This is a genomic window from Pirellulales bacterium, from assembly GCA_035533075.1.
Classification (GTDB): domain Bacteria; phylum Planctomycetota; class Planctomycetia; order Pirellulales; family JAICIG01; genus DASSFG01.
This window is the reverse complement of record DATLUO010000221.1, coordinates 38,165-58,935: the sequence shown is the minus strand read 5'-3', so window position 1 is coordinate 58,935 and position 20,771 is coordinate 38,165. Positions and strand designations below refer to the sequence as shown.

General features: G+C 63.0%; 16 protein-coding genes. 10 read left to right on the top strand and 6 right to left on the bottom strand.

Translation table 11 applies throughout. The features are described from left to right. Positions 1 to 144: 144 nt before the first annotated feature. Positions 145 to 720 (bottom strand): glycosyltransferase, encoded by a 576-nt coding sequence (locus VNH11_28440; GenBank protein ID HVA50317.1) that lies wholly within the window; start codon positions 718 to 720, stop codon positions 145 to 147. 243 nt (positions 721 to 963) lie between these two features. On the opposite strand from VNH11_28440, the gene VNH11_28435 reads away from it, so the two are divergent. From VNH11_28435 to VNH11_28425, 3 genes are all read left to right on the top strand, one after another. Continuing rightward, positions 964 to 2,997: a biotin/lipoyl-binding protein gene (locus VNH11_28435; GenBank protein ID HVA50316.1), complete on the top strand. Its 2,034-nt coding sequence runs from the start codon at positions 964 to 966 to the stop codon at positions 2,995 to 2,997. Positions 2,998 to 3,007: 10 nt separating this feature from the next. Continuing rightward, on the top strand, positions 3,008 to 3,946 hold the full coding sequence (locus VNH11_28430; protein ID HVA50315.1) for an HlyD family efflux transporter periplasmic adaptor subunit: 939 nt from the start codon (positions 3,008 to 3,010) through the stop codon (positions 3,944 to 3,946). Positions 3,947 to 4,134: 188 nt separating this feature from the next. Continuing rightward, the gene (locus VNH11_28425; GenBank protein HVA50314.1) at positions 4,135 to 6,372 is read left to right on the top strand and encodes an HlyD family efflux transporter periplasmic adaptor subunit; all 2,238 of its coding nucleotides are present in this window, start codon (positions 4,135 to 4,137) and stop codon (positions 6,370 to 6,372) included. Between the two features lie 84 nt (positions 6,373 to 6,456). Here VNH11_28425 and VNH11_28420 read toward each other — a convergent pair whose 3' ends face one another. Then, positions 6,457 to 6,588 carry a hypothetical protein gene (locus tag VNH11_28420; protein ID HVA50313.1) on the bottom strand — a complete coding sequence of 44 codons (132 nt, stop codon included), beginning with the start codon at positions 6,586 to 6,588 and terminating at the stop codon, positions 6,457 to 6,459. Positions 6,589 to 6,751: 163 nt separating this feature from the next. On the opposite strand from VNH11_28420, the gene pncA reads away from it, so the two are divergent. Both pncA and glnE read left to right on the top strand, forming a co-directional pair. Beyond that, positions 6,752 to 7,387 (top strand): bifunctional nicotinamidase/pyrazinamidase, encoded by a 636-nt coding sequence (gene pncA / locus VNH11_28415; protein HVA50312.1) that lies wholly within the window; start codon positions 6,752 to 6,754, stop codon positions 7,385 to 7,387. Between the two features lie 64 nt (positions 7,388 to 7,451). Beyond that, positions 7,452 to 10,598 (top strand): bifunctional [glutamate--ammonia ligase]-adenylyl-L-tyrosine phosphorylase/[glutamate--ammonia-ligase] adenylyltransferase, encoded by a 3,147-nt coding sequence (gene glnE / locus VNH11_28410; protein ID HVA50311.1) that lies wholly within the window; start codon positions 7,452 to 7,454, stop codon positions 10,596 to 10,598. Positions 10,599 to 10,962: 364 nt separating this feature from the next. Here glnE and typA read toward each other — a convergent pair whose 3' ends face one another. Next, entirely contained in the window at positions 10,963 to 12,798 is a 1,836-nt protein-coding gene (gene typA, locus VNH11_28405; GenBank protein HVA50310.1) for a translational GTPase TypA, read from the bottom strand. Between the two features lie 627 nt (positions 12,799 to 13,425). Between typA and VNH11_28400 the strand changes: the two genes are divergently transcribed. Continuing rightward, the gene (locus VNH11_28400; protein ID HVA50309.1) at positions 13,426 to 13,758 is read left to right on the top strand and encodes a hypothetical protein; all 333 of its coding nucleotides are present in this window, start codon (positions 13,426 to 13,428) and stop codon (positions 13,756 to 13,758) included. 11 nt (positions 13,759 to 13,769) lie between these two features. Here VNH11_28400 and VNH11_28395 read toward each other — a convergent pair whose 3' ends face one another. Then, complete coding sequence (locus VNH11_28395) at positions 13,770 to 14,000, bottom strand: hypothetical protein (GenBank protein HVA50308.1); 231 nt, start codon at positions 13,998 to 14,000, stop codon at positions 13,770 to 13,772. Positions 14,001 to 14,204: 204 nt separating this feature from the next. Further along, positions 14,205 to 15,530, bottom strand: coding sequence for a S41 family peptidase (locus VNH11_28390; GenBank protein ID HVA50307.1), 1,326 nt, complete (start codon positions 15,528 to 15,530; stop codon positions 14,205 to 14,207). A 199-nt stretch (positions 15,531 to 15,729) separates the two neighbouring features. Between VNH11_28390 and VNH11_28385 the strand changes: the two genes are divergently transcribed. The 4 genes from VNH11_28385 (at position 15,730) to queA (ending at position 19,701) form a co-directional block, all read left to right on the top strand. Beyond that, positions 15,730 to 17,076, top strand: a complete 1,347-nt coding sequence (locus VNH11_28385; GenBank protein ID HVA50306.1) for an MFS transporter — start codon at positions 15,730 to 15,732, stop codon at positions 17,074 to 17,076. A gap of 71 nt (positions 17,077 to 17,147) precedes the next feature. After that, on the top strand, positions 17,148 to 17,810 hold the full coding sequence (locus VNH11_28380; GenBank protein HVA50305.1) for a DUF4038 domain-containing protein: 663 nt from the start codon (positions 17,148 to 17,150) through the stop codon (positions 17,808 to 17,810). Between the two features lie 2 nt (positions 17,811 to 17,812). After that, positions 17,813 to 18,655, top strand: coding sequence for a phosphoenolpyruvate hydrolase family protein (locus tag VNH11_28375; protein HVA50304.1), 843 nt, complete (start codon positions 17,813 to 17,815; stop codon positions 18,653 to 18,655). Continuing rightward, positions 18,652 to 19,701, top strand: a complete 1,050-nt coding sequence (gene queA / locus VNH11_28370) for a tRNA preQ1(34) S-adenosylmethionine ribosyltransferase-isomerase QueA (protein ID HVA50303.1) — start codon at positions 18,652 to 18,654, stop codon at positions 19,699 to 19,701. The genes VNH11_28375 and queA overlap by 4 nt, the downstream gene beginning before the upstream one ends. A 315-nt stretch (positions 19,702 to 20,016) precedes the next feature. Here queA and VNH11_28365 read toward each other — a convergent pair whose 3' ends face one another. Further along, entirely contained in the window at positions 20,017 to 20,760 is a 744-nt protein-coding gene (locus tag VNH11_28365) for a hypothetical protein (protein ID HVA50302.1), read from the bottom strand. Positions 20,761 to 20,771: the final 11 nt, after the last annotated feature.

The window sequence follows — 20,771 nt, the reverse complement described above, 5'->3', positions numbered from 1 at the left end:
GTTTCCCTCTGCCTGGCCGGCGAATACAAGCGGCTAACACCGGAGGGCTAACCGAACGACCTCCTGGCCGGCCGTGCCCGACGCTCCCTCGCCGTGCGGTTGGTGGAGTCATCGGTCACCTCGCCGCGTGAAGTATCACGGTCGCTATTCCCCCTGGAAAATCCCCGCACGCCGGTCCACAATCTCCCGATAGATCCCCCACAGCCAATCCAGCGAGGGCGCCACCTTCTCGGCGGGCAAGGCTGAAATGGCCGGCCAGCCCCGGTCGGCCAGGCAGACAATCGGCCGCTCTGGCTCTCCAAATGCCGCCTCCACCGCGCGGCGCGTCGCTTGCCCGTCAACCAGCACCCGACCCGCGTTTTCCAACACCTGTCGCGCAAGATCGTACAACCGCCCGTCCCGCTGACATTCGGGCACCTCGTGCCCCCAGGTCGATAAGAGGTAGGGCAGCCCGCTTTCCAAGACCAGATGTCCAATCATGCCGATGCCCTGCACGTGGACGATTTGTGGGTCGAATTCCCGCACTTCGCGGTCGAGTCGTCGCCGCCACTCGCGGCGACCCGCCTCGAAGTCCTTGCCCGCATCCGTAGCATTGGGCACAAGTCTGCGAAGTTCATGACCCGCAACCGCCGTCTGGCGCACAAGTTGCAAAAGAAAAAAAGCGACCGCCGCGGGCGGCGACACCGAGGCCCAATCGTAATCCGCCAGCAAGACCCGCATCACGCCAGTCTAGTTTCCCGCGAGCGGCCGGGGCAACTCCGGCGAGCGTGCAGCCTGTGCTTTGCCGGCGATAGCGAAAAGGCCGATGGCGCAAGTCGTGACGTCTTGGGAGCTTTTTTCCACGGCTTAAACTATGATTGCACAGCCAAAAGCGCTAGACCGGGGTCGAGAAAGCGGCTAGGCTGAATAACCCTGGGATATTGTTATTTCCACGCACGTCAGGCTTGAAGAGCACCATCCGGCATGAGCACCGAACAAGTCGACCCGCATCTCATCGAACAAACCAAGAACCAGATCCGCGGGCTGGTGGTCGAGATTGCCCAGCTTGCCAAGCAGGACGTCAACGCTCGTGAGTTTTATGGCGCCTTCCTCGACCGGGTCGTGTCGGCCTTGGCTGCGGCCGGCGGCGCGGTCTGGATCCTGGGCGAGGGCGGCGCGCTGGAGTTGCAATACCAGATCAATTTCCGCGAAACCCGTCTGGCCGACAATCAGCCTAACCTGCAAAAGCACGGCTTGCTGTTGCAAAAGACGATGGCCGCCGGCGAAGGCGCTCTGATCACGCCCCATTCGGGCGAAGGCGACGGAAACCAGCCCGGCAACCCCACCGATTTCCTGCTGATTCTCGGACCGATCAAGGTCGATCAGGAGTCGAAGGGGGTGATCGAGGTCTTTCAGCGTCCCGGCGCCCCTCCCACCACGCAGCGCGGATACTTGAAGTTCCTGCTGCAGATGTGCGAGCTGGCCAGCGATTATCTGAAGAACCGCCAGTTGCGGCACTTTACCGACCGCCAAACGCTCTGGAACCAACTCGAAAACTTCAGCCGCGTGGCCCACACTAGTCTCGACCCGCGTGAAACCTCTTACACCATCGCCAACGAGGGCCGCCGCTTGATCGAGTGCGACCGCGTCAGCGTGGCCATTCGCCACGGCCGCAAGTGCAAAATCGAAGCGGTCAGCGGACAGGACACTTTCGACAAACGCTCGAACGTCATCGCGCTGCTGAACAAGCTGACTAGTGCCGTGGTGATGGCGGGTGAGCCGCTGTGGTATTCGGGCGACACCAGCGACCTGGCCCCGCAGGTCGAAGACGCCGTGCAGGCCTACGTCGATGAATCGCACTCCAAGCACGTGGCCGTTCTGCCCTTGAAGCGTGCCGTGATCGACCCCACCGACGAAGAGGCCGAAGAACCGGAGACGATCGGCGCGCTGGTGGTCGAACAAATCGAAGACGCTCGGCCGCGCGAAGGAATGGTGCAGCGCGTGAACGTGGTCTGCGATCATAGCTCGCTGGCGCTGGCCAACGCGCTGGAGCACAACAGCCTGTTCTTGATGCCGGTGTGGCGCACGATCGGCAAGGCGAAGTGGGTGGTCGAGGCGCGCACGCTGCCCAAGACCATTTCCATTTCCGTGGCCGTCCTGCTGGTGCTGCTGTTCCTGTTCATCTACCCGATCGATTTCAGCTTCACCAGCGAAGGCAAGCTGCAGCCGGTGGTCCGCCGCGAGGTGTTTGCCACCACCGACGGCACGATCGAGCGCATACTGGTGAAGCACGGGCAGCACGTCCACAAGGGCCAGGTACTCGTCGAAATGAAGAGCACCGATCTCGACGTGGCCCTCGAAGACGTGCGCGGCAAGCTAGAGCATGCGCAGGAATCGTTGTTCGCGGCGTTGCACGCTCGAAACAGCCGCGTCTCTCGCAACGACGATCAAGACGCCAAATCCGCCGCCGAGCGGGAGATTTCCGAGCACGACGTGGAAGTCAAGAGCTTCCGGCGGCAACTGGCTCTGCTCGAAGAGAAAAAAGAAAAAACGAAGATCACCAGTCCCATTGACGGCCTGATTACCACGTGGGACTTCGAAAAAGACCTGCTCGCGCGGCCCGTGAAGCCGGGCGACGCGCTGTTGACCGTGGCCGACGACAGCGGAGACTGGCAGCTCGAGCTCGACACGCCCGAAGACCGCATGGGGCACATCGTGTGGGCCCAGAAGGACCGCGGGCCGGACCTGCCCGTCACCTACCACCTGGCGACGGAGCCGGGCACGAACTACGAAGGCAAAATCGCCGAGGTTCACGAAAGCGCCGAGGTCCACGGCGAAGACGGCAGCGTCGTGATGATCAAGGTGAAAATCGACAAAGAGCAACACGCTGCCTTGCTTCGTCCGGGCGCGAACGTGAAGGCCCGCGTGTACTGCGGCCGCACATCGGTCGGCTATTGGTTATTCCACGACGCGTTCGGCTTCCTGGAGTCGCGCGTCTTGTTCCCGATGAATATGTGAGGAAAAACGCATGTCCGCCAGCATTTGGTTCTTGTCCGCCGCGCTTGCCCTGACGGGGCCCGACAATGGCGAATCGCCGGGCCGCCGCGCCGCCGGCCAATTCGAAGTCGACAACGCGATGGTCACCTTTATCGACGGCGGGGAGATCGACGTCGCCGCTCAGGAGCCGGGCGTGCTCACCGAGGTGAAGGTCCGCGAAGGCGCGGAGGTGAAGGCCGGCGACAAGTTGGCGCAGATCAACGACAGTAAGGCCCAAGTCGCCAAGAAGGTGGCCCAGGCCGAGCACGAGGTGGCCTTGGCGGAGGCAACCAACGACATTTCCGTGCGCTATGCCGACAAGGCCCAAGAGGTCGCTCACTTTGATTTCGAAGCTCACCGCGACGCCAACAAGCAGGCCCCCGGCTCGACTCCCAAGGCCGAGATGATGAAGCTGCTGTTGCAATGGCAAAAGGGCATGCTGGAAGTCGACAAAGCGCAACTCGAATTGGACGTGGCCAAGCTTACGGCCAAGGTCAAAGAGGCGTCGGTCGAGGCCGCCGACGACGACATTCACCGTCGTCGCGTGCTCTCGCCCATCGACGCCGTGGTGATCGAGGTTTATCGGCACGTCGGCGAATGGGTCAATCCGGGCGATCCCATCGTCCGCGTCGTGCATATGAAAACCGTGCGCGTCGAGGGAAGTTTGCGGCTGGCCGACGTTGCGCAAACCCAAGTTGTGGACCGGCCGGTGACGGTCGTCGCCACCTTGACCGGAAACCGCTCGGTCGAGTTCAAGGGGCAGATTGTGTTCGTGGCCCCCGAATTGAAGGCGGGCGACAAGTACCGCGTGATCGCGGAAGTCGAAAACCGCGAGGAGCGCGGGGCCTGGCTGTTGTTGCCCGGTATGACGCCGGTGATGAAGGTCGACGCGGGCGTGGCCGCCGAGAAGCCCAAAGCGTCACGACGGTAAACGACGTAGGGTGGGACCAGCGAGCTTGCGAGCGCCGGCCCACAACCATTTTGGATTTTGGATTCCAACCAATCCAAAATCCAAAATCGCGCCGATGATGGGCCGGCGCTGGCAAGCTCGCTCGCTCCCACCCAACGGCCCCTGATCCCTAATGCGGTCCAAAAAAGCAACATAGACGTTTTCTCCCGATGCTGACCCTCCACGACAGCTTGGTCTCGAGTTCCGCGCGCAAGCTTGCCATGCGCATGCGGCCCGATTTGACCGCGCGGCAGCATCGCTATCAGGGCCGGCTTTACTGGGTCGTCAAGGAGCCGGTCGGGCTGAACTACTTCCGCTTCCAGGAAGAGGAATACGCCATCCTCAAGATGCTCGACGGATACACCAGTCTGGACGAGATCAAGGAGCGGTTCGAGGCCCTCTTCCCGCCCCAAAAAATCGGCATCGAGGAGCTGCAGCAGTTCGTCGGCATGCTCCACCGCAGCGGTCTGATCGTCGCCAACGTGCCCGGACAGGGGCACCAATTATTGTTGCGGCGCAGCGATCGTTGGCGCAAAGAGTGGATCGGCCGGATGAGCAATATCCTCTCGGTCCGTTTCAAAGGCATCGACCCTGAACGCATTCTCAACTGGCTGTATCCACGGATGAAGTGGATCTATTCCAGGCCGGCCGTCGTCGCCTGCATGCTTTTGGCCCTGTCGGCGTTGTCGCTGGTGCTGGTGCAGTTCGACGTCTTCCAATCGAAGCTGCCCGAATTCCACCAGTTTTTCAATTTGAAGAACGCGGTCTATCTTTCGATCGCGCTGGGCGTGACGAAGGTCATTCACGAGTTTGGCCACGGCCTGACGTGCAAGCACTTTGGCGGCGAATGTCACGAGATGGGCGTCATGCTCCTGGTGCTCACGCCGTGTCTGTATTGCAACGTCTCCGATTCTTGGATGTTGCCGAACAAGTGGCACCGCGCTGCCATCGGCGCGGCCGGAATGTACATCGAGATCGTCATCGCTTCGATCTGCACATTCATCTGGTGGTATACCGAGCCCGGACTGCTCAACCACCTCTGCCTGAGCACTATGTTCGTGTGCTCGGTCAGCACGCTGATGTTCAATTCGAACCCGCTCTTGCGCTACGACGGTTACTACATTCTCGCCGACGTGCTCGAGATACCGAACCTGCGACAAAAGGCGACCGACATTCTCAACCGCAAAATGGGCGAGTGGTGCCTGGGCCTGGAACCGCAGGACGACCCTTTCCTACCGGAGCGGAACCAGTTTCTGTTCGCGCTCTACAGCGTGGCCTCGGCCATCTATCGCTGGGTGATCGTGTTCTCGATCTTGTTCTTCTTGTACGAAGTCTGGAAGCCGTACCGCCTGGAAATCATCGGACAAATCATCGGCTCGATGTCGCTGTACGGCCTGGTGGTGCAACCGTTTTGGAAGCTGGGCAAATTCTTTTGGGTTCCTGGGAGGATCGAAAAAGTGAAGAAGCCGCGGATGTACGCCACGCTGGGAGTGATTGCGGCCGCACTGTTGGCCGTCTTTTTTGTGCCGTTGCCGCACCGCGTCTATTGTACCTTCGAGATCGAGCCTCGCGACGCCTACAAGGTCTATGTCACGGTGCCCGGAGAGTTGGTCGACGTCCGGGTCAAGCCGGGAGATCGGGTGGAAGGAGACACGCTGCTGGCCCAGCTCCAGAATGTCGACGCCGATTTGGAAGTGGCGCGGCTCGAAGGCGAGCGCGATCTGACGGAGATCCGACTGGCGAACCTGCAAAGCGAGCTGATCCGCGACCGGCACGAAACGGCCGGACTGAAAATGGAACCGCTCGAAGCCACGCTGCGGTCCGTCAAACAACAGTTGGCCGAGAAGCGCACCGATCTGACGCGATTGGCATTGGTGACGCCCGTGGCCGGCATGGTCTTGCCCCCGCCCGAAATGGACAAACCGACCGCCGACACGCAGCTTGCCTCGTGGACGGGCACGCCGCTGGCGGAGCGCAACCGCGGCGCCTTTTTGCAGGAGGGGACGTTCTTCTGTCAGGTCGGCGATCCGGCGAAGATGGAGGCGCAATTAGTCATCGAGCAGAACGACATCGAATACATCAAGAAGGAGCAACGGGTCGACATCAAGCTCGACGAGTTGCCGTTCGACACGTTGCACGGCAAGATCAGCGAGATCGCGAGCGAGCCGCTGCGCGTCAGCCCGCGGCATTTGTCGAACAAGGCGGGCGGCGAGTTGGCGACCAAGACGGACGAGTCGGGGGTCGAGCGGCCGCAGAACACGTCGTATCAGGCGCGCGTGCCGTTGGACGATCCAGAGGGCCTGCTGCGGATCGGCTACAAGGGGCGTGCCCGCATTCACACCGCGCCGCAACCGCTCGGCCGGAGGCTGTGGCGGCTGCTGATGCAGACGTTCAATATCCGGCTCTAAAGATCAATGCGTGCGCCTTTCGGCCAGCCAACGTGGAAATTCACAGGCTCCCTTGGAACCTGGGATTCATTGCGGACGTAGACTTCACGCGGCCGAGAATGAGACGTTTTGCCGCGAGCAAAAGCGGTGGCTGGGGCAGAGCTTGGCCCGATAGCGGCTGGCGCCCATCAACGGCGTGGCGGCCAAGCGATGCCCCGGTTGGACGTACCGGGGCATCGCCTGGCCCTCGAGATCAACGGAGTGCCACCTCCACCTTGCCAGGCTCCCCAGCCACCGCCGATGTCACATTCTCGGCCGCGTGAAGCATAAGTAAATTGTATTGCCTTTTCGCCCGCATTGCCAAATTCGCTGCGAGGTTCCGGCTGAGCCGGTATTTGCGATGCAATCACCTCTGTCGGGTACGGCCCTGCTGCTGGTGGACCTACAAAACGATTTCTTGCCCGGCGGTGCGCTGCCGGTGCCCGATGGCGACGCGATCTTGCCGGTCGCGAACCGACTGCAGGCGCACTTCGATCTGGTGATTGCCACACAAGACTGGCACCCGCCGAATCATGTCAGCTTCGCGGCCAGCCATCCGGGCAAGCGCGTGGGCGACGCGATCGAAATGGATGGAACCGAACAGAGACTTTGGCCGGTGCATTGCGTGCAGAACACGCATGGGGCCGCGCTGGCCGGCGCTCTCGACACCCGCCGCATCGCGCACGTCGTTCAAAAGGGCACCGATCCGTCGGTCGATAGCTACAGCGGTTTCTTCGACTTCCGCGGCCGCGCCACCAGTTTGGCTGATTACCTGCGCCAGCGCGGCGCCTATAGCATTTATCTGGTGGGTCTGGCGACCGACTACTGCGTCAAGGCGACGGCGCTCGATGCTCGGCGGCTCGGCTTGGGCGTGGTACTCGTCGCCGATGGCTGCCGCGGCGTCGACGCCGCAACGGGCGACGTCGGCCGCGCACTGGACGACATGGCGAACGCGGGAGTTTTGATCGGTGAAAGCAGAGGGTTGTTCGGGTCCTGATGTCCTGAAGTCCTGAACATAGGCGTAGCCTCGAATACTGAAGGCATGGTAAAATGTCTGTGCCATGCAACTCGATCAACTTCGTCGCTATCTTGACAGCCCGGCCGAGGCGGAGGCCCGGCTGCGTTCGTGGGGGCTGAATGACCCCGGCCACGCTCATGCCAATCTTCTGAGCATGGCCACGGCCGGCCTGACGCTCGATCTGCTGGCTGCCGTTTGCGATTGCCTGGCCGACCAGCTTCCGCAGACCAGCGACCCCGACATGGCGCTGAACAACCTCGACCGGTTCGTGGCCGCCGCGCGCAGTCCCTTGGCCCTCGGCTCGCTGTTCGAGCGCGACCGTGACGCCCTGCCCATCCTGCTGCAAATCTTTTCGACCAGCCAATACTTCAGCGATCTGTTGATTCAGGATCCGGGCGGCTACGACCTGTTGCGTGTGACGGAAGGGCAGCCGGTACACCGCGACGTGCTCGTCGCCGAGTTGGCCGCCGAGATCGATGCGTTGGCCGACCCCGCCGCCGTCAGCGCCGCACTGCGGCGCTACAAACGACGCGAAACCCTGCGCATCGCCTACGGCGACTTGATCCGCGGCCAGGCGTTGGAAACGGTGGCCTCGCAGATTTCGTTTTTGGCCGACGCCATCGTCGAGGCCGCCGTGCGGTTCGCCCGACGGCAGTTGACGGAAAAGCGTGGCCGGCCGCGTCGGCCCGACGGCCAACCGGCACGCTTCGTGGCCTTGGCCATGGGCAAGCTGGGCGGTGTCGAGCTGAACTATTCCAGCGACATCGACCTGGTGTTTCTCTACGAGTGCGACGGCAAGACCGACGGTCCGCGTCCGACCACGAACGTCGAGTTTTTCGACCGCCTGGTCCGCGACGTGGTCAAGCTGCTCACCGAACCGACCGATCTGAGCTATGCCTATCGCGTCGACGTTCGCTTGCGGCCGGAAGGCGAGCGCGGCCCGGTGGCCCACAGCCTCGAAGCCGCACTGGCCTATTACGACGTGATGGGCCGCACCTGGGAGCGCCAGGCCTACGTCAAGGCGCGTCCCGTGGCGGGCGACCGCGATCTGGGACGCGAATTCTTGCAGTCGCTCGAGCCGTGGATTTATCGGCGCTATTTGTCGCTGGCCGACATTACGGGCATCAAGGCCCTCAAGCGGCGCATCGAGCACCGCGTGATCCACGAGGGCGACGAGTCGCGCAACGTCAAAACCGGCCGCGGCGGCATTCGCGACATCGAATTCGCCATTCAGTTCCTGCAGTTGCTCAACGGCGGCGATTTGCCCGAACTGCGCACGGGCAACACGCTCGAGGCGATCGCCGAGCTGGAGAACGTCGGCTGCCTGACGCACCAAGAGCGGTCGTTGCTGGACGAGAACTACCGTTTCCTGCGGAAGATCGAGCACCGGCTGCAAATCATGTTCGACTTGCAAACGCACCTCTTGCCGGAACAGCCCGGCGAGCTGCGCAAGCTGGCGATTCGCATGGGCTATCGCGATGCGCCGCAGAAAACGGCCTTGGCCGCGTTTGACGCCGACTATCAGTCGAAGACCGCCGTCAACCGCAAGATTCTCGACCATTTGTTGCACGACGCCTTTGGCGACGACGCCCAGACCGAGCCCGAGGTCGATCTGGTGCTCGACCCCGATCCGCCGCCGGAAAAGATCGCCGCCGTCTTGGGCCGTTATCCGTTTCGCGACGTGCCGCTGGCCTATCAGAACCTGGTCTCGCTGGCGACCGAGAAGCTGCGCTTTCTGCTCACGCGGCGCTGCCGCCACTTCTTGGCGTCGATCGCGCCGGGACTGCTGAAAGCCATCGCCGCCACGCCCGACCCCGACTCGACGCTCGTCAACCTGGAGAAAGTCAGCGACTCGTTGGGCGGCAAGGGCGTGTTGTGGGAGCTGTTCAGCTTCAACCCGCCCTCGATGAAACTGTACGTCGACCTCTGCTCGTCGAGCCCGTATTTGTCGAGCATCTTGATCAGCAATCCGGGCATGATCGACGAGCTGATGGACAGCCTGGTGCTGAACAAGCCGCCCACGCGCGAGTCGCTGCGCGAGACGCTCGACGAGCTGTCGCGCGGCGCCGAAGACCTCGAGCCGATCCTGCACAGCTTCAAGAACACGATGCAGTTGGGCGTCGGCGTGCGCGATATCCTGGGCAAGGTGGACGTACACGCCAGCACCGCGGCGCTTTCGGACATTGCCGAAACCTGCGTCGAGGCGGTCGCCAAAGCCGAATACGAGAAGCTGGTTGCCAAGTGGGGCGAACCGACCGTGGCCGGCGGCCCGCGCACCGGCGAGCGCTCGAGGCTGGCGATTGTCGCCTTGGGCAAGCTGGGCGGGCATGAGTTGAACTATCACAGCGACCTGGACCTGGTGTTTCTTTACGAGGCCGACGGGCCGACCTTTCACGGGCCGCGCGCCCGGCGCAACGCGACCACCACGACCAACCAGCACTTTTACAGCGAGCTGGGCCAGCGGATCGTGAAAATCTGCACGCGGCTCGGCCCTTACGGAAAACTGTATGAGGTCGACTTGCGGCTGCGTCCGACGGGCAAGAGCGGCGCGCTGGCGACCACGTTCGATGAATTCGCCCGCTACTTCGCCGAAGGCGCCGGCCAGCTCTGGGAGCGGCAGGCGCTGACCAAGGCCCGTGTGGCGATCGCCCCGCCCGACGTGGTCGAAACGCTCAGTGAGATCGTGGCCCGCGCCGCCTACGATCATCCCTGGCAGAGTACGCATGCCGCGGCGATTCGCGACATGCGTCGGCGGATGGAGGAAAACGCGCCGGCGAACAACATCAAGCGCGGGCCGGGCGGCATTGTCGACATCGAATTCATCGTGCAGATGCTGCAACTGAAAATCGGCTGCGAGAATGCCGCCGTTCGCAACCCAAGCACGCTGGCCGCTCTTTCGCTGCTGCACCAGCACGGTTATCTCAACAGCGAAGACTATGAATACTTCACCACCAGCTATCATTTTTTGCGGACGGTCGAGTCGCGTCTGCGGCTGATGCAAGCGCCGACGCGTGTTTTGCCCGACGACCCCATTGAGTTGACCAAACTGGCCGGCGCTTTGGGCTATTCGGACGGGGCCGAGTTGCAAGCCGAGTGCCGGCGTTACCTGCGCCGCAACCGCGAGCGGTTCGATGCCCTGATTGCCGCGGAAGCCCCGTCGCTCTCGGAATCCGCCGCGGCGGTAGAATGACCCCTTTTTTCACTCTCGCAGTGAAATCGGCCGGCGCCGCGGACGTCGGCGACGTCGACGCCCCCAACAGCCCGACCGGCGATTTCAGCGGCATCAGCGTCGATACGGACGGCTCGTTCTGCGCTGCCAGCGAATATGCCACCAACCGCCCTCGAAGCCGAAGGTCGCCAAAATAATCTGATACAAGTCAAGCAGAATGCAGTCCTTGACCCGGACGCGGCGCCAGATGGCGGCCGATGCGACACGCGTGTCGCAGGCCGCGTGTGCCAAGGCGACCTGGCAGGGTCGAACGGAAAGCGGCGCCACGCCCCTCCCCCGGGCCCTCTCACAGAGCCGGTGGAAGCGGCGCCAGTCGAGCGCCGCCTTAGGCCCCGCGGCGGGCGGCGCGGCGGCGGTCATGCTCGCTCAGCATCGCCTTGCGCAAGCGTATGTGCGAAGGCGTGATCTCGACCAACTCGTCCTCTTCAATATACTCCAGCGCCATCTCCAACGTCATCTGGCGCGGCGGCTTGAGGATGATGTTGCGGTCGCTGCCGGAGGCACGCATGTTCGTCAGCTTCTTCTCCTTCGTCGGGTTCACCGTCATGTCGCCCGTGCGGCTGTTCTCGCCGACGATCATCCCTTCATAAACTTCATCGCCCGGAGCGACAAACAGCTCCGCCCGTTCTTGCAATCCATCCAGGCCAAAGGCCACCGCCTTGCCGGTGACGATCGACACCAGTACGCCATTGGGCCGGCCGGCGATGTCACCCTCCAAGGGCCGATAGCCCTCGAAGCGGTGGTGCATGGTCGCCGTCCCCTGCGTGGCGTTCAACAGCCGCGTGCGCAGACCGATCAGCCCGCGTGCCGGAATCGAAAACGACACGTGCGAGTAATCGCCGCGGCTGTGCATGCCGCGCATCTGTCCGCGGCGCGTGCCGACCAGCTCCATTACCGCTCCCAGCCGGTCGGGCGGCACTTCCACGACCAGCGTCTCAAACGGTTCTTCGATGATGCCGTCGCGCTCGCGCGTGATCACTCGCGGCTTCCCCACCGACAGCTCAAAACCCTCGCGGCGCATGGTCTCAATCAGCACCGAAAGGTGCAGCAAGCCGCGGCCGGCCACCACGAAGGCGTCGGAACCCGGCTCCGGTTCGACGCGCAGGGCGACGTTCCGCTCCAGCTCCTTGTTCAGCCGGTCGCGCAGATTGCGAGTCGTGACGTATTTGCCCGCGCGGCCGGCGAAGGGCGAGGTGTTGATGCTGAAAATCATCTCCAGCGTGGGCTGGTCGATCTCCAGGCGGGGCAACGGGCGGCGGAGCTCATAATCGCTGATCGTGTCGCCGATTTCGACCTCTTCCAGCCCGACCACCGCCACCACGTCGCCGGCGGTCGCTTCTTCGACCTCCACGCGGCCCAGTTTGGCAAACACGTAGAGCTGGCTGACCTTCGCCGGCAACTCCACGTCGCCGGCCTGCAGCAAGGCCACCCGCTGTCCGCGGGCAATGCGCCCCGATTGGATGCGGCCAATGGCGATGCGGCCCACGTACTCCGACCAGTCGAGCGTGGTCACCAGAAGCTGCAACGGAGCCTCGGCGTCAATTTCCGGGCCGGGCACCGATTCCAAAACCAGATCGAGCAGCGGCTGCATCGAGTCGCCCCGCTCGTTGAAGTCGTGCGTGGCGAAGCCTTCCCGCGAGCTGGAAAAGATATAAGGGAAATCGGCCAGGGCGTCGTCGGCCCCCAGCTCGACGAACAACTCGAATGTTTCGTTGAGCACTTCGTCGGGCCGGGCATCGGAGCGGTCGATCTTGTTAATCACCACCACCGGCTTGAGGCCGAATTCCAGGGCCTTGGAGAGCACGAAGCGGGTCTGGGGCATGGGGCCTTCGGCGGCATCGACCAGCACCAAGGCGCCGTCGGCCATCCGCAGCACGCGTTCCACCTCGCCGCCGAAATCGGCGTGGCCGGGCGTGTCGATCAGGTTGATCTTCACGCCGCGGTAGGGGATGGCGATGTTCTTGGCCAGGATGGTGATGCCCCGTTCGCGTTCCAGCTCGTTGGAATCGAGAATCTGCTCGCCCACGAGCTGGCTGGCACGAAACTCACCGCTTTGCCGCAGCAGGCAGTCGACGAGCGTGGTTTTGCCATGATCGACGTGGGCGATGATGGCGATGTTGCGGATATCGGTGCGGCGTTGCAGGCAAACAGTATTCGACATAGTTTCCAGGGGGTTTTTCGAGCAGCGTGGAGGTCAGAGTCCTCAGGAACTCTGCGACGCGTGCAAAGCCTGCCTGAAGTATCAGTAAAGCAAGTGTTCGGACGAGCCTGTTCCGGGTGGCTCTTGGCGGGCTTGCACTATTCTAGGGGAGATCCCCTGCAAAAGAGAATGGCAGTCGGATGAGATTCTGGTGAGCGCGGCAATCCAGCCGTGGTAGCGGGGGCCGCGGCGTCAAGGCTTGCCTGACCGGCACGTGCCATCGACGGTAGGGCGACGCAATTCCGCTCTCGGCCCTCCGCTACCGCTTGCCCGATAACGATTTGCGTTCGTCACGGTCGCCGGCTGCCGCTGGAAGTGAGTTCGATTGCAAGTCAAGAACCCGGCGGCTGACGCTCGATTGATATTCAAGCGACGGTTCGCTTGGGTAGTGATACCGTTTGGAGCGCTGTCAAGAAAAAGCCGCCGTGCTCTGTAGGGAACGGACTCCGTGCCGTTCCGGGAAGTGCGATTCGACGGTATTTGGCGGGTTCCCGGAACGGCACGGAGTCCGTTCCCTACAGAGATTCTCTTTATATCTTGCTAAACGGTAACACAACCCCCGGCTTGCTGGAAAGGACGAGAAACACCATGGGACTGAAGAACTGGCTCGACGCGCTTTGCCACGCACCCTCGATTGCCGAACTGTCGCGCCAGCTCGCGCAACGCAGCTACGCCTTGGTTCGCGATTCGGTAGGTCCGCAGGTGTTCGCCTTCAGCCGGGCCGAAGCGCGGGGCTATGTTCGAGCCAAGGCCGCGCCGGTGATCCGGTCGGAAGCACGGGCCCTGGCGGGCCGCTACCCCGGTTTGTCGGTCGCGTCTTTGGGCATCGCGGTGTCGCAGGCCAGCGATCGCGTGGTGCAGTCGGTACTGACCGATCTGAACCGCGAACGCACTCGCCAGATGCTGGGCCGCGCGGCATAAGCCACCGAGAACTATCCCTCGCCCCACTCGCCGCTGGACACGCGCCAGTCTGCCTTTTGCTCGCGCTCGATAAACCGCAACGAATCGTCCAGGGCGGCTTGCAAGCGGCGATTCGTCAGCAGGGCCGCAACGTAAGGATCGGCCCAGGGAAGAACGTCTTTCGGCCCGGCCATCAGGTCGGGCACGCCCGGACTCAGTTCAGGAACTTCGACCACCACACAGCGTGAAACTCGAGAGGACATGGATCGCTTCCTTTCTCAACTACCATCGGACTTCGTTGGCAAGCCTACCCCAGCAATTCCGAGGCCAATCGTTGCCGGCCTGCCTCGCCGTCCACGGTATCTGTATGTAGCTACTTCCAGCGTAACCAGTTAACAGCTCAGCCGCCAGTCGAAAATGCCGGCGGGGCCAGCCGGGCGATGCGACAACAATTGCAAAAGCGTACATCAGGCTGCATCCATGGAGGACGGCTGGGCATCCAGCTTTCGCCGAAGATGCTCGACCGCCTTGTCGAGCGGCGGATCGTAGAGCGGCGGCAACTCGTTTCCCTCCGCCTTGCCGCCGTTCATGTCGCGCTGACGACGAGCTTCGGCCGAGCGGACCTGATCGTCTGGGCTGAGTTTAACCTCGAAACCGGAATCGGGCTTCACTCCCCATTCGTCTTCTTCTTTCGCCGTAAGCGAGCGGTGGATGTTCAACTCGTTGGGGCGCCAGTAGGTGGCCACGGTGAGTTTGAGGGCACTTTTGCCGCCCTCCAACGGCAGCACGTTTTGCACGGTTCCCTTGCCCCAGGTCCGCTCGCCGACGACGACGGCCCGATGGTGGTCTTGCAGGCAAGCGGCCACAATCTCGGCGGCACTGGCGGTGAGATGGTCGACGAGCACGGCAATCGGCCACTTCGTACAGCGGGCCTTGCCGGAGGCGTAAAAAGGTTCGAGCACCTGCTTCTTGTCGCGGCCGCGCGTGGTGACGATCACCCCCTTCGGCACAAAGAGGTCGCAGGTGGCGACCGCCGCCCGAAGAATTCCGCCGAAGTTGTGCCGCAGGTCGATCACCACCGCTTGCACCTGCTTTTTCTCCAGCTCGACAATCGCGGCCTGCAACTCGTCGACGGTCTGTTCGCCGAAGCTGATGATCCGCAGGTAGCCGATGGCGGGATGCTCGGCCAGCGTGAAGTTCCATTGGCCCCGCTCGTCGCGGGCGTCGCCCAGCACGCTGGGGATTTCAATGACGGCACGCACGAGCTTCACTTCCCGCGCCGCGGATTGACCTGGGTGCAAGACGGAAAGCGTCACCGGCTCGCCCGGTTCGCCACGCATGCGGCGGCGGGCCTCTTCATAGTCGAGGCCTTCGGTGCTTTGCCCGTCAATGGCCACGATCTGGTCACCAGCCAGGATGCCCGCCTCGTAAGCGGGCGTGCCGATCATGGGGCTGGCGACGGTGAGCCGCTTCGTTTCGGGGTCGAGCGTAATCTCGACGCCGATGCCGCCGAACTTCTGATCGAGCTGTTGGCGGAATTCGAGCGCCTCCTGGGGCGGTTCGTAGGCGGAGTAGGGATCGCCCAGCCGGGCCACCATGCCGGTCAACGCCGCCTCGAACAACTGCCGCTCTTGAACCGGCTCGATGTAGTTCTGGTCGATCTGCTTCAGCGCCTCGATGAACGTCTCCGACATCTGGCCGTAGCGGCTGCGATAGGCACTGTCGGCCTTCACATAGCAGGCCAACGAGACCACCGCGACGGCACACAACAGGTAAAGGTTTCGGCGAGGCATGGGCGGACCTGCGGGACGAACGGGCAATACAATAAAGTCTAACGTCAGAGCGGCACCGTTGGCAGTGGGAACCGAAAGACGGCCGAAGACGCGGCTGGGCGGCTGGCATGTCGGTCGGCGGCTTGCTATGCTCGTTGGAACAACCGTCGGCCCGTCGCGGTTGCCCGCCCCGCCTTCGTTTTCCCGCCAGGACTGATTGATGAGCACTTCGTCCGCCGCGCCGCAAAAGCTGACCGCCGTCCAATGGCTGATCTGCACGATGGCGGCCATCGGCTTCGCGTTCGACATTTACGTGCTGCTCATGCTGCCGCCGGTGCTGAAGCCGATGCTGGACACGTTCGGCATCGAGTTTGGTACCGATGCCTACAAGTCATGGACCTGGCAGCTCTTCTTCATCCCTGCTTTGTTCGGCGGGGTTTTCGGGTTGCTGGGCGGATACTTGACCGACCTGCTGGGACGACGGCGAATCCTGACCTGGAGCATCTTGCTCTACGCGTTTTCAACGTTGGCCGCCGGATTCTGCACGTCGCCGGGCATGTTCCTGTTCTTCCGCTGCGCGACCTTTGTGGGTGTGTGCGTCGAATTTGTGGCCGCGGTCGCCTGGTTGGCGGAGCTGTTTCCGGACCCGAAGCGCCGCGAGGCGGTGCTCGGCTACACGCAGGCCTTTTCGTCGATCGGGGGGCTGCTGGTTCCCGGCGCTCACTGGTTGGCCCACAACCCCAGCTTCGCCCAATACCTTCCGCAAATCCTCGGCGCCCACGATGCCTGGCGATACGAGGTGATTTCGGGCGTGATCCCGGCGATTCCCTTAATCATCATCCGGCCGTTCTTGCCCGAGTCGCCCGAATGGCAGCGGAAGAAATTGGCCGGCACCTTGAAGCGGCCGAGCATCAGGGAACTCTTTCAGCCGGCCTACCGGCGCACGACGCTGGTGACCACCCTGATGTTCGCTTGCAGCTTCGGGGCGGCCTTTGGGGCGATTCAGCAGTTGCCGCAAATCGTGCCCAACATGCCGGGCGTGGCTACTCTTTCCAAGCCGGTGGAAAAAGAGGGCGTGGTCAAGAACGTGCTGTTCTCGCAGGAGATTGGCGGCCTGGTGGGCCGTTGTGCATTGGCCGTGTTGGCGGTGCGGATCGTCAGCCGTCAAGGTCTGCTGCGCGTGTTCCAGGTGCCGGGCTTGGTTGTCGTGCCGTTGGTGTTCTTCTACCCGGCCAAAGACAACCTCAACCTTTTGCTGGTCGGCATTTTTTTCGCCAGTTTCTTTACGATTGCCCAGTTCAGTTTCTGGGGCAACTATTTGCCGCGGGTCTACCCGCTTCACCTGCGCGGCACCGGTGAAAGCTTCGCGGCCAACATCGGCGGGCGGGTCATCGGCACGTCCGCCGCAGTGCTCACGACGAAGCTGACTGCATGGATGCCCGGTTCGACATATTCGATCAAGTTGGCGAACGCCGCCGCCGCGGTCGCGCTGTTGGTGTATGCCGTCGGCAGCCTGGCCTGCTTCTGGCTGCCGGAGCCGAAGCACGAAGAACTGCCCGAAGATTGATCCCGGTTACGGTTACGGTTAGGATGCTGGCGGCTGGCCTGACGCACTCGCAAGTTGAAGAGAGGCTTTCCATGCTCCGCTTCGCACGACTCCAAAACGGTAATCCGCAGGTGCTTTGCGCCGCGGTTTTGCTGGCCGGCATGCCCGTTTCTGCGGCGAATAACGGCGGAGGTGCAGTCGCGCCTTCGACCAAGAGTGCGAGGCTCAAGGTCAGCTCGAACGGGCGCTATTTTGTCGACCAGGACGGCAAGCCCTTCTTCTACCTCGCGGGCACCTGCTGGCTGCTGTTTCAGAGGCCAAATCACGAAGAAGTAGACGAGTACCTGAAGGACCGGGCCGGCAAAGGGTTTACCGTAATCCAAGCCTATCTCATCCGGGGCCTCGACAAGCGACATCCGGATGGGAACCGCTCGCTCGTCGGGCAACCGCCGTTTATCGACCGTGATCCCACGAGGCCCAATGAAGCGTTCTTCAAGAACGTCGATGATGTGATCAACCGCGCGAACGAGCTCGGTCTGGTGCTGGGCCTGGTCACCGCCAAGTCGTGGCACGTCAACAATCATCCGGAGAAAGTGTTCAACGAGACGAACGCCTATGAGAACCATCCCACCGGTGCGGGAAAGCCCCGTGTGGACGCCCATAAGGTGCGAACGCAGGCCTACGCCGCGATGCTCGCCGGCGCGGCGGGCCACGCCTGCGGCGCGCTCGACCTTTTCTGGTTCTTCAAGGCATGACAATGTCTCAATTCCCTCGCGACCAAATCCTCACGCGGCTGCGGGCCAAGGTCGCCGCCGGCAAACCGATCGTCGGCGGCGGAGCGGGCACCGGCATCAGTGCCAAAATGTCGGAGGCCGGCGGCATCGACCTGCTGGTGATTTACAACTCCGGACGCTTTCGCATGGCCGGCCGCGGCTCGCTGGCCGGCATGATGCCCTACGGTGACGCCAACGCCATCGTCATGGACATGGCCCGCGAGGTGCTGCCGGTCGTCAAGCACACGCCCGTGCTGGCCGGAGTCTGCGGCACCGATCCCTTTCGCCTGATGCAGCTCTTCTTGCGCGACGTGGCCGCGGCGGGTTTTTCGGGCGTGCAAAACTTTCCCACCGTCGGCCTTTACGACGGCACCTTCCGCACCGGCCTGGAAGAAACCGGCATGGGCTTCGGCCTGGAAGTTGATATGGTCCGCCTGGCCCGCGAGATGAACCTGCTCACCACCCCGTATTGCTTCCATGCCGACGAGGCCCGCGCGATGGCCGAAGCCGGGGCCGATATTCTCATTCCTCACATGGGCCTGACCACCAAGGGAAGCATCGGGGCCTCGACCGCCGTGACGCTCGACGACGCCGTGGGCCGTGTGCAAGACATGCGCGACGCGGCGGTGCGCGTCCGTCGCGACATCCTGGTGCTGTGCCACGGGGGGCCGATCGCCGAACCGGCCGATGCCCAATACGTGCTCGACCGAACGGAAGGCGTCGTCGGTTTCTATGGGGCGAGCAGCATGGAGCGCTTGCCCGTCGAGCCTGCCATCGCCAACCGCGTGCGCGAATTCACAGGGCTGCGTTTTCGAGCGGGCTCATGAGCTCGGAGCTGTCTCACTACGATTACGATCTTCCTCGCCCGCTGATCGCCCAGCAACCGTTGGGCCGCCGCAGCGACGCGCGGCTGATGGTCATCGACCGTGCCGACGGCTCGATCCAGCACCGCCACGTGCGCGACCTGCCGGAGTTGTTGCGAGCGAACGACTGCCTGGTGATCAACGACAGCCGCGTAGTGCCGGCCCGTTTGCTGGGCAAGCGGACGCTCACCGGCGGCCACTGGGAGGGCCTTTTTCTTTCCGTCGATGAGCCGGGCCAGTGGCGGCTGTTGTGCAAGACGCGCGGCAAGCTGATGCCCGGCGAAACCGTGACGCTCATCAACCGCCGCGGCGTCGACGACCTTCAACTCCGATTGATCGAAAAGCAGCCTGGCGGCGTCTGGCTCGCCCGGATCGAATCGAACGACGAGACGTTTGCGTTGCTCGACCGCGTGGGCCGCGTGCCGCTGCCGCATTACATTCGCGGCGGCGAGATGGTCGAAGACGACCGGCGGCGGTATCAGACGGTCTATGCCCGGCATCCCGGTTCGGCCGCCGCGCCCACCGCCGGCCTGCACTTCACCGACGAGCTGCTGGGCCGGCTGATCGACACGGGAGTTACGCCGGTCCGCGTGACGCTGCACGTCGGCCTCGACACGTTTCGGCCGATCACCGCCGCCACTCTCGCCGAGCACCACATGCACAGCGAACGCGGAGAGATCGCGGCGGCGGCCGTCGAGCGGATCGAGCATTGCCGGTCGCTCGGCGGACGGGTCGTCACGGTGGGAACCACATCCGTCCGCATTCTGGAGACGGCCGCCGCTTCCGGCGCGCTGAAACCCTGGGCGGGCCGCACGGAGCTCTTCATTCGTCCGCCCTACGAATTCCAGATCGTCGACGCCCTGATGACGAACTTTCATTTGCCGCGCACCTCGCTGTTGGTGCTGGTGCGCACTTTCGGCGGCGCCGAGCTGATCATGCGGGCCTATGACGAGGCGGTCCGCGAAAAGTACCGGTTCTATAGCTACGGAGACGCGATGCTCATCGTCTGATTGTCGATCTGTTGCTGGTGACCGACGTCTCACGGACGCAGCCATCGTCGTAGGGTGGGACTGGCATGTGGGCATGGCTGCGACCTTTCGGAACGTGGAGCAAGGAGGGCCGCAGGTGGACATCCTGGGGGGTAGCATCAGTCTCGGCATCTCACTCACGATAGCGCGAGGGGCAGCCAAAGCCACAAAAAAACGCAACGGATTCGACCCCCAACCCCACACGGCGAGGCGGCCGTCGCGGGACGACGCCGAGGCATGGTGGCACGAGAACGGACGACGCCACCACAATGTGGCGGCAAACGGTTCCGAGCCCCGTCAGAGTCCTTTCGTCGCGGCGTCTGCGACCTCTTTCGCGCACAACCAAATGATATTCGCGTGGCCCGCGAATTTGACGACGACCGGTTCGACATGCAGATACTCGCGCGCCGTCCGCTGCTCCCATTCCGGCCGTATCGCGTCGTCCTTTTCGCCGCAGACGTAGACATATTCGACCGCCGGCAATTCCTTGAGCGGGCAAACCTCCGACATGCCAGGGGCGCGCTCGGCGAGCCGAACCGCAATCTTCGACGCGAACACGTCTTCGAAATCGAACACCTCTTTGAACGACTTGCCCGGCGTCGGAACGACGGCGTTGATCATCACGATCCGCCGTATCGGACGCTCGGCTGCCACCAGCGGCATGAACAATCCTTCGTTGGAGATGCCGACGAGGACGATATCGCCTTCGACATTCTTCAGCGCCTCGACCATAATTCTCGCCCGGTCCTGATTCGGTGTTTTCGTCTCGGTTTTCGGCGAGCGAATAATCCGGCACGAAAAGCCGCGCTTTTCGAACTCCGCTTTCAGCGGCGACCACCCCATCGTCTGGATCACGCCGTCATGGGCGTGAATCGCAAACGTAATCTTCGCTGGTTGACGCGGCTTTGGCGGGGCCGGCTTGGACTCATCGGCCTCAGCGCGAGCCTTGGCCGCCTCGCTGCTGTCATCGGCCAATGACAAACCGCAAAGACAAATGGCGGTGATGGTCCATGCAGCCGCCGTAACCGTCAAACGTCTCATCGCAATCGTCT

Excerpts from the sequence above, each read along its gene's own strand:
- VNH11_28365 (HVA50302.1), bottom strand. The coding sequence starts at position 20,760 with ATGAGACGTTTGACGGTTACGGCGGCTGCATGGACCATCACCGCCATT.
- VNH11_28435 (HVA50316.1), top strand. The coding sequence starts at position 964 with ATGAGCACCGAACAAGTCGACCCGCATCTCATCGAACAAACCAAGAAC.
- typA (HVA50310.1), bottom strand. The coding sequence starts at position 12,798 with ATGTCGAATACTGTTTGCCTGCAACGCCGCACCGATATCCGCAACATC.
- VNH11_28425 (HVA50314.1), top strand. The coding sequence starts at position 4,135 with ATGCTGACCCTCCACGACAGCTTGGTCTCGAGTTCCGCGCGCAAGCTT.
- VNH11_28375 (HVA50304.1), top strand. The coding sequence starts at position 17,813 with ATGTCTCAATTCCCTCGCGACCAAATCCTCACGCGGCTGCGGGCCAAG.
- VNH11_28400 (HVA50309.1), top strand. The coding sequence starts at position 13,426 with ATGGGACTGAAGAACTGGCTCGACGCGCTTTGCCACGCACCCTCGATT.
- VNH11_28380 (HVA50305.1), top strand. The coding sequence starts at position 17,148 with ATGCTCCGCTTCGCACGACTCCAAAACGGTAATCCGCAGGTGCTTTGC.
- VNH11_28390 (HVA50307.1), bottom strand. The coding sequence starts at position 15,530 with ATGCCTCGCCGAAACCTTTACCTGTTGTGTGCCGTCGCGGTGGTCTCG.
- VNH11_28385 (HVA50306.1), top strand. The coding sequence starts at position 15,730 with ATGAGCACTTCGTCCGCCGCGCCGCAAAAGCTGACCGCCGTCCAATGG.
- queA (HVA50303.1), top strand. The coding sequence starts at position 18,652 with ATGAGCTCGGAGCTGTCTCACTACGATTACGATCTTCCTCGCCCGCTG.
- VNH11_28440 (HVA50317.1), bottom strand. The coding sequence starts at position 720 with ATGCGGGTCTTGCTGGCGGATTACGATTGGGCCTCGGTGTCGCCGCCC.
- VNH11_28395 (HVA50308.1), bottom strand. The coding sequence starts at position 14,000 with ATGTCCTCTCGAGTTTCACGCTGTGTGGTGGTCGAAGTTCCTGAACTG.
- VNH11_28430 (HVA50315.1), top strand. The coding sequence starts at position 3,008 with ATGTCCGCCAGCATTTGGTTCTTGTCCGCCGCGCTTGCCCTGACGGGG.
- pncA (HVA50312.1), top strand. The coding sequence starts at position 6,752 with ATGCAATCACCTCTGTCGGGTACGGCCCTGCTGCTGGTGGACCTACAA.
- glnE (HVA50311.1), top strand. The coding sequence starts at position 7,452 with ATGCAACTCGATCAACTTCGTCGCTATCTTGACAGCCCGGCCGAGGCG.
- VNH11_28420 (HVA50313.1), bottom strand. The coding sequence starts at position 6,588 with ATGCCCCGGTACGTCCAACCGGGGCATCGCTTGGCCGCCACGCCGTTG.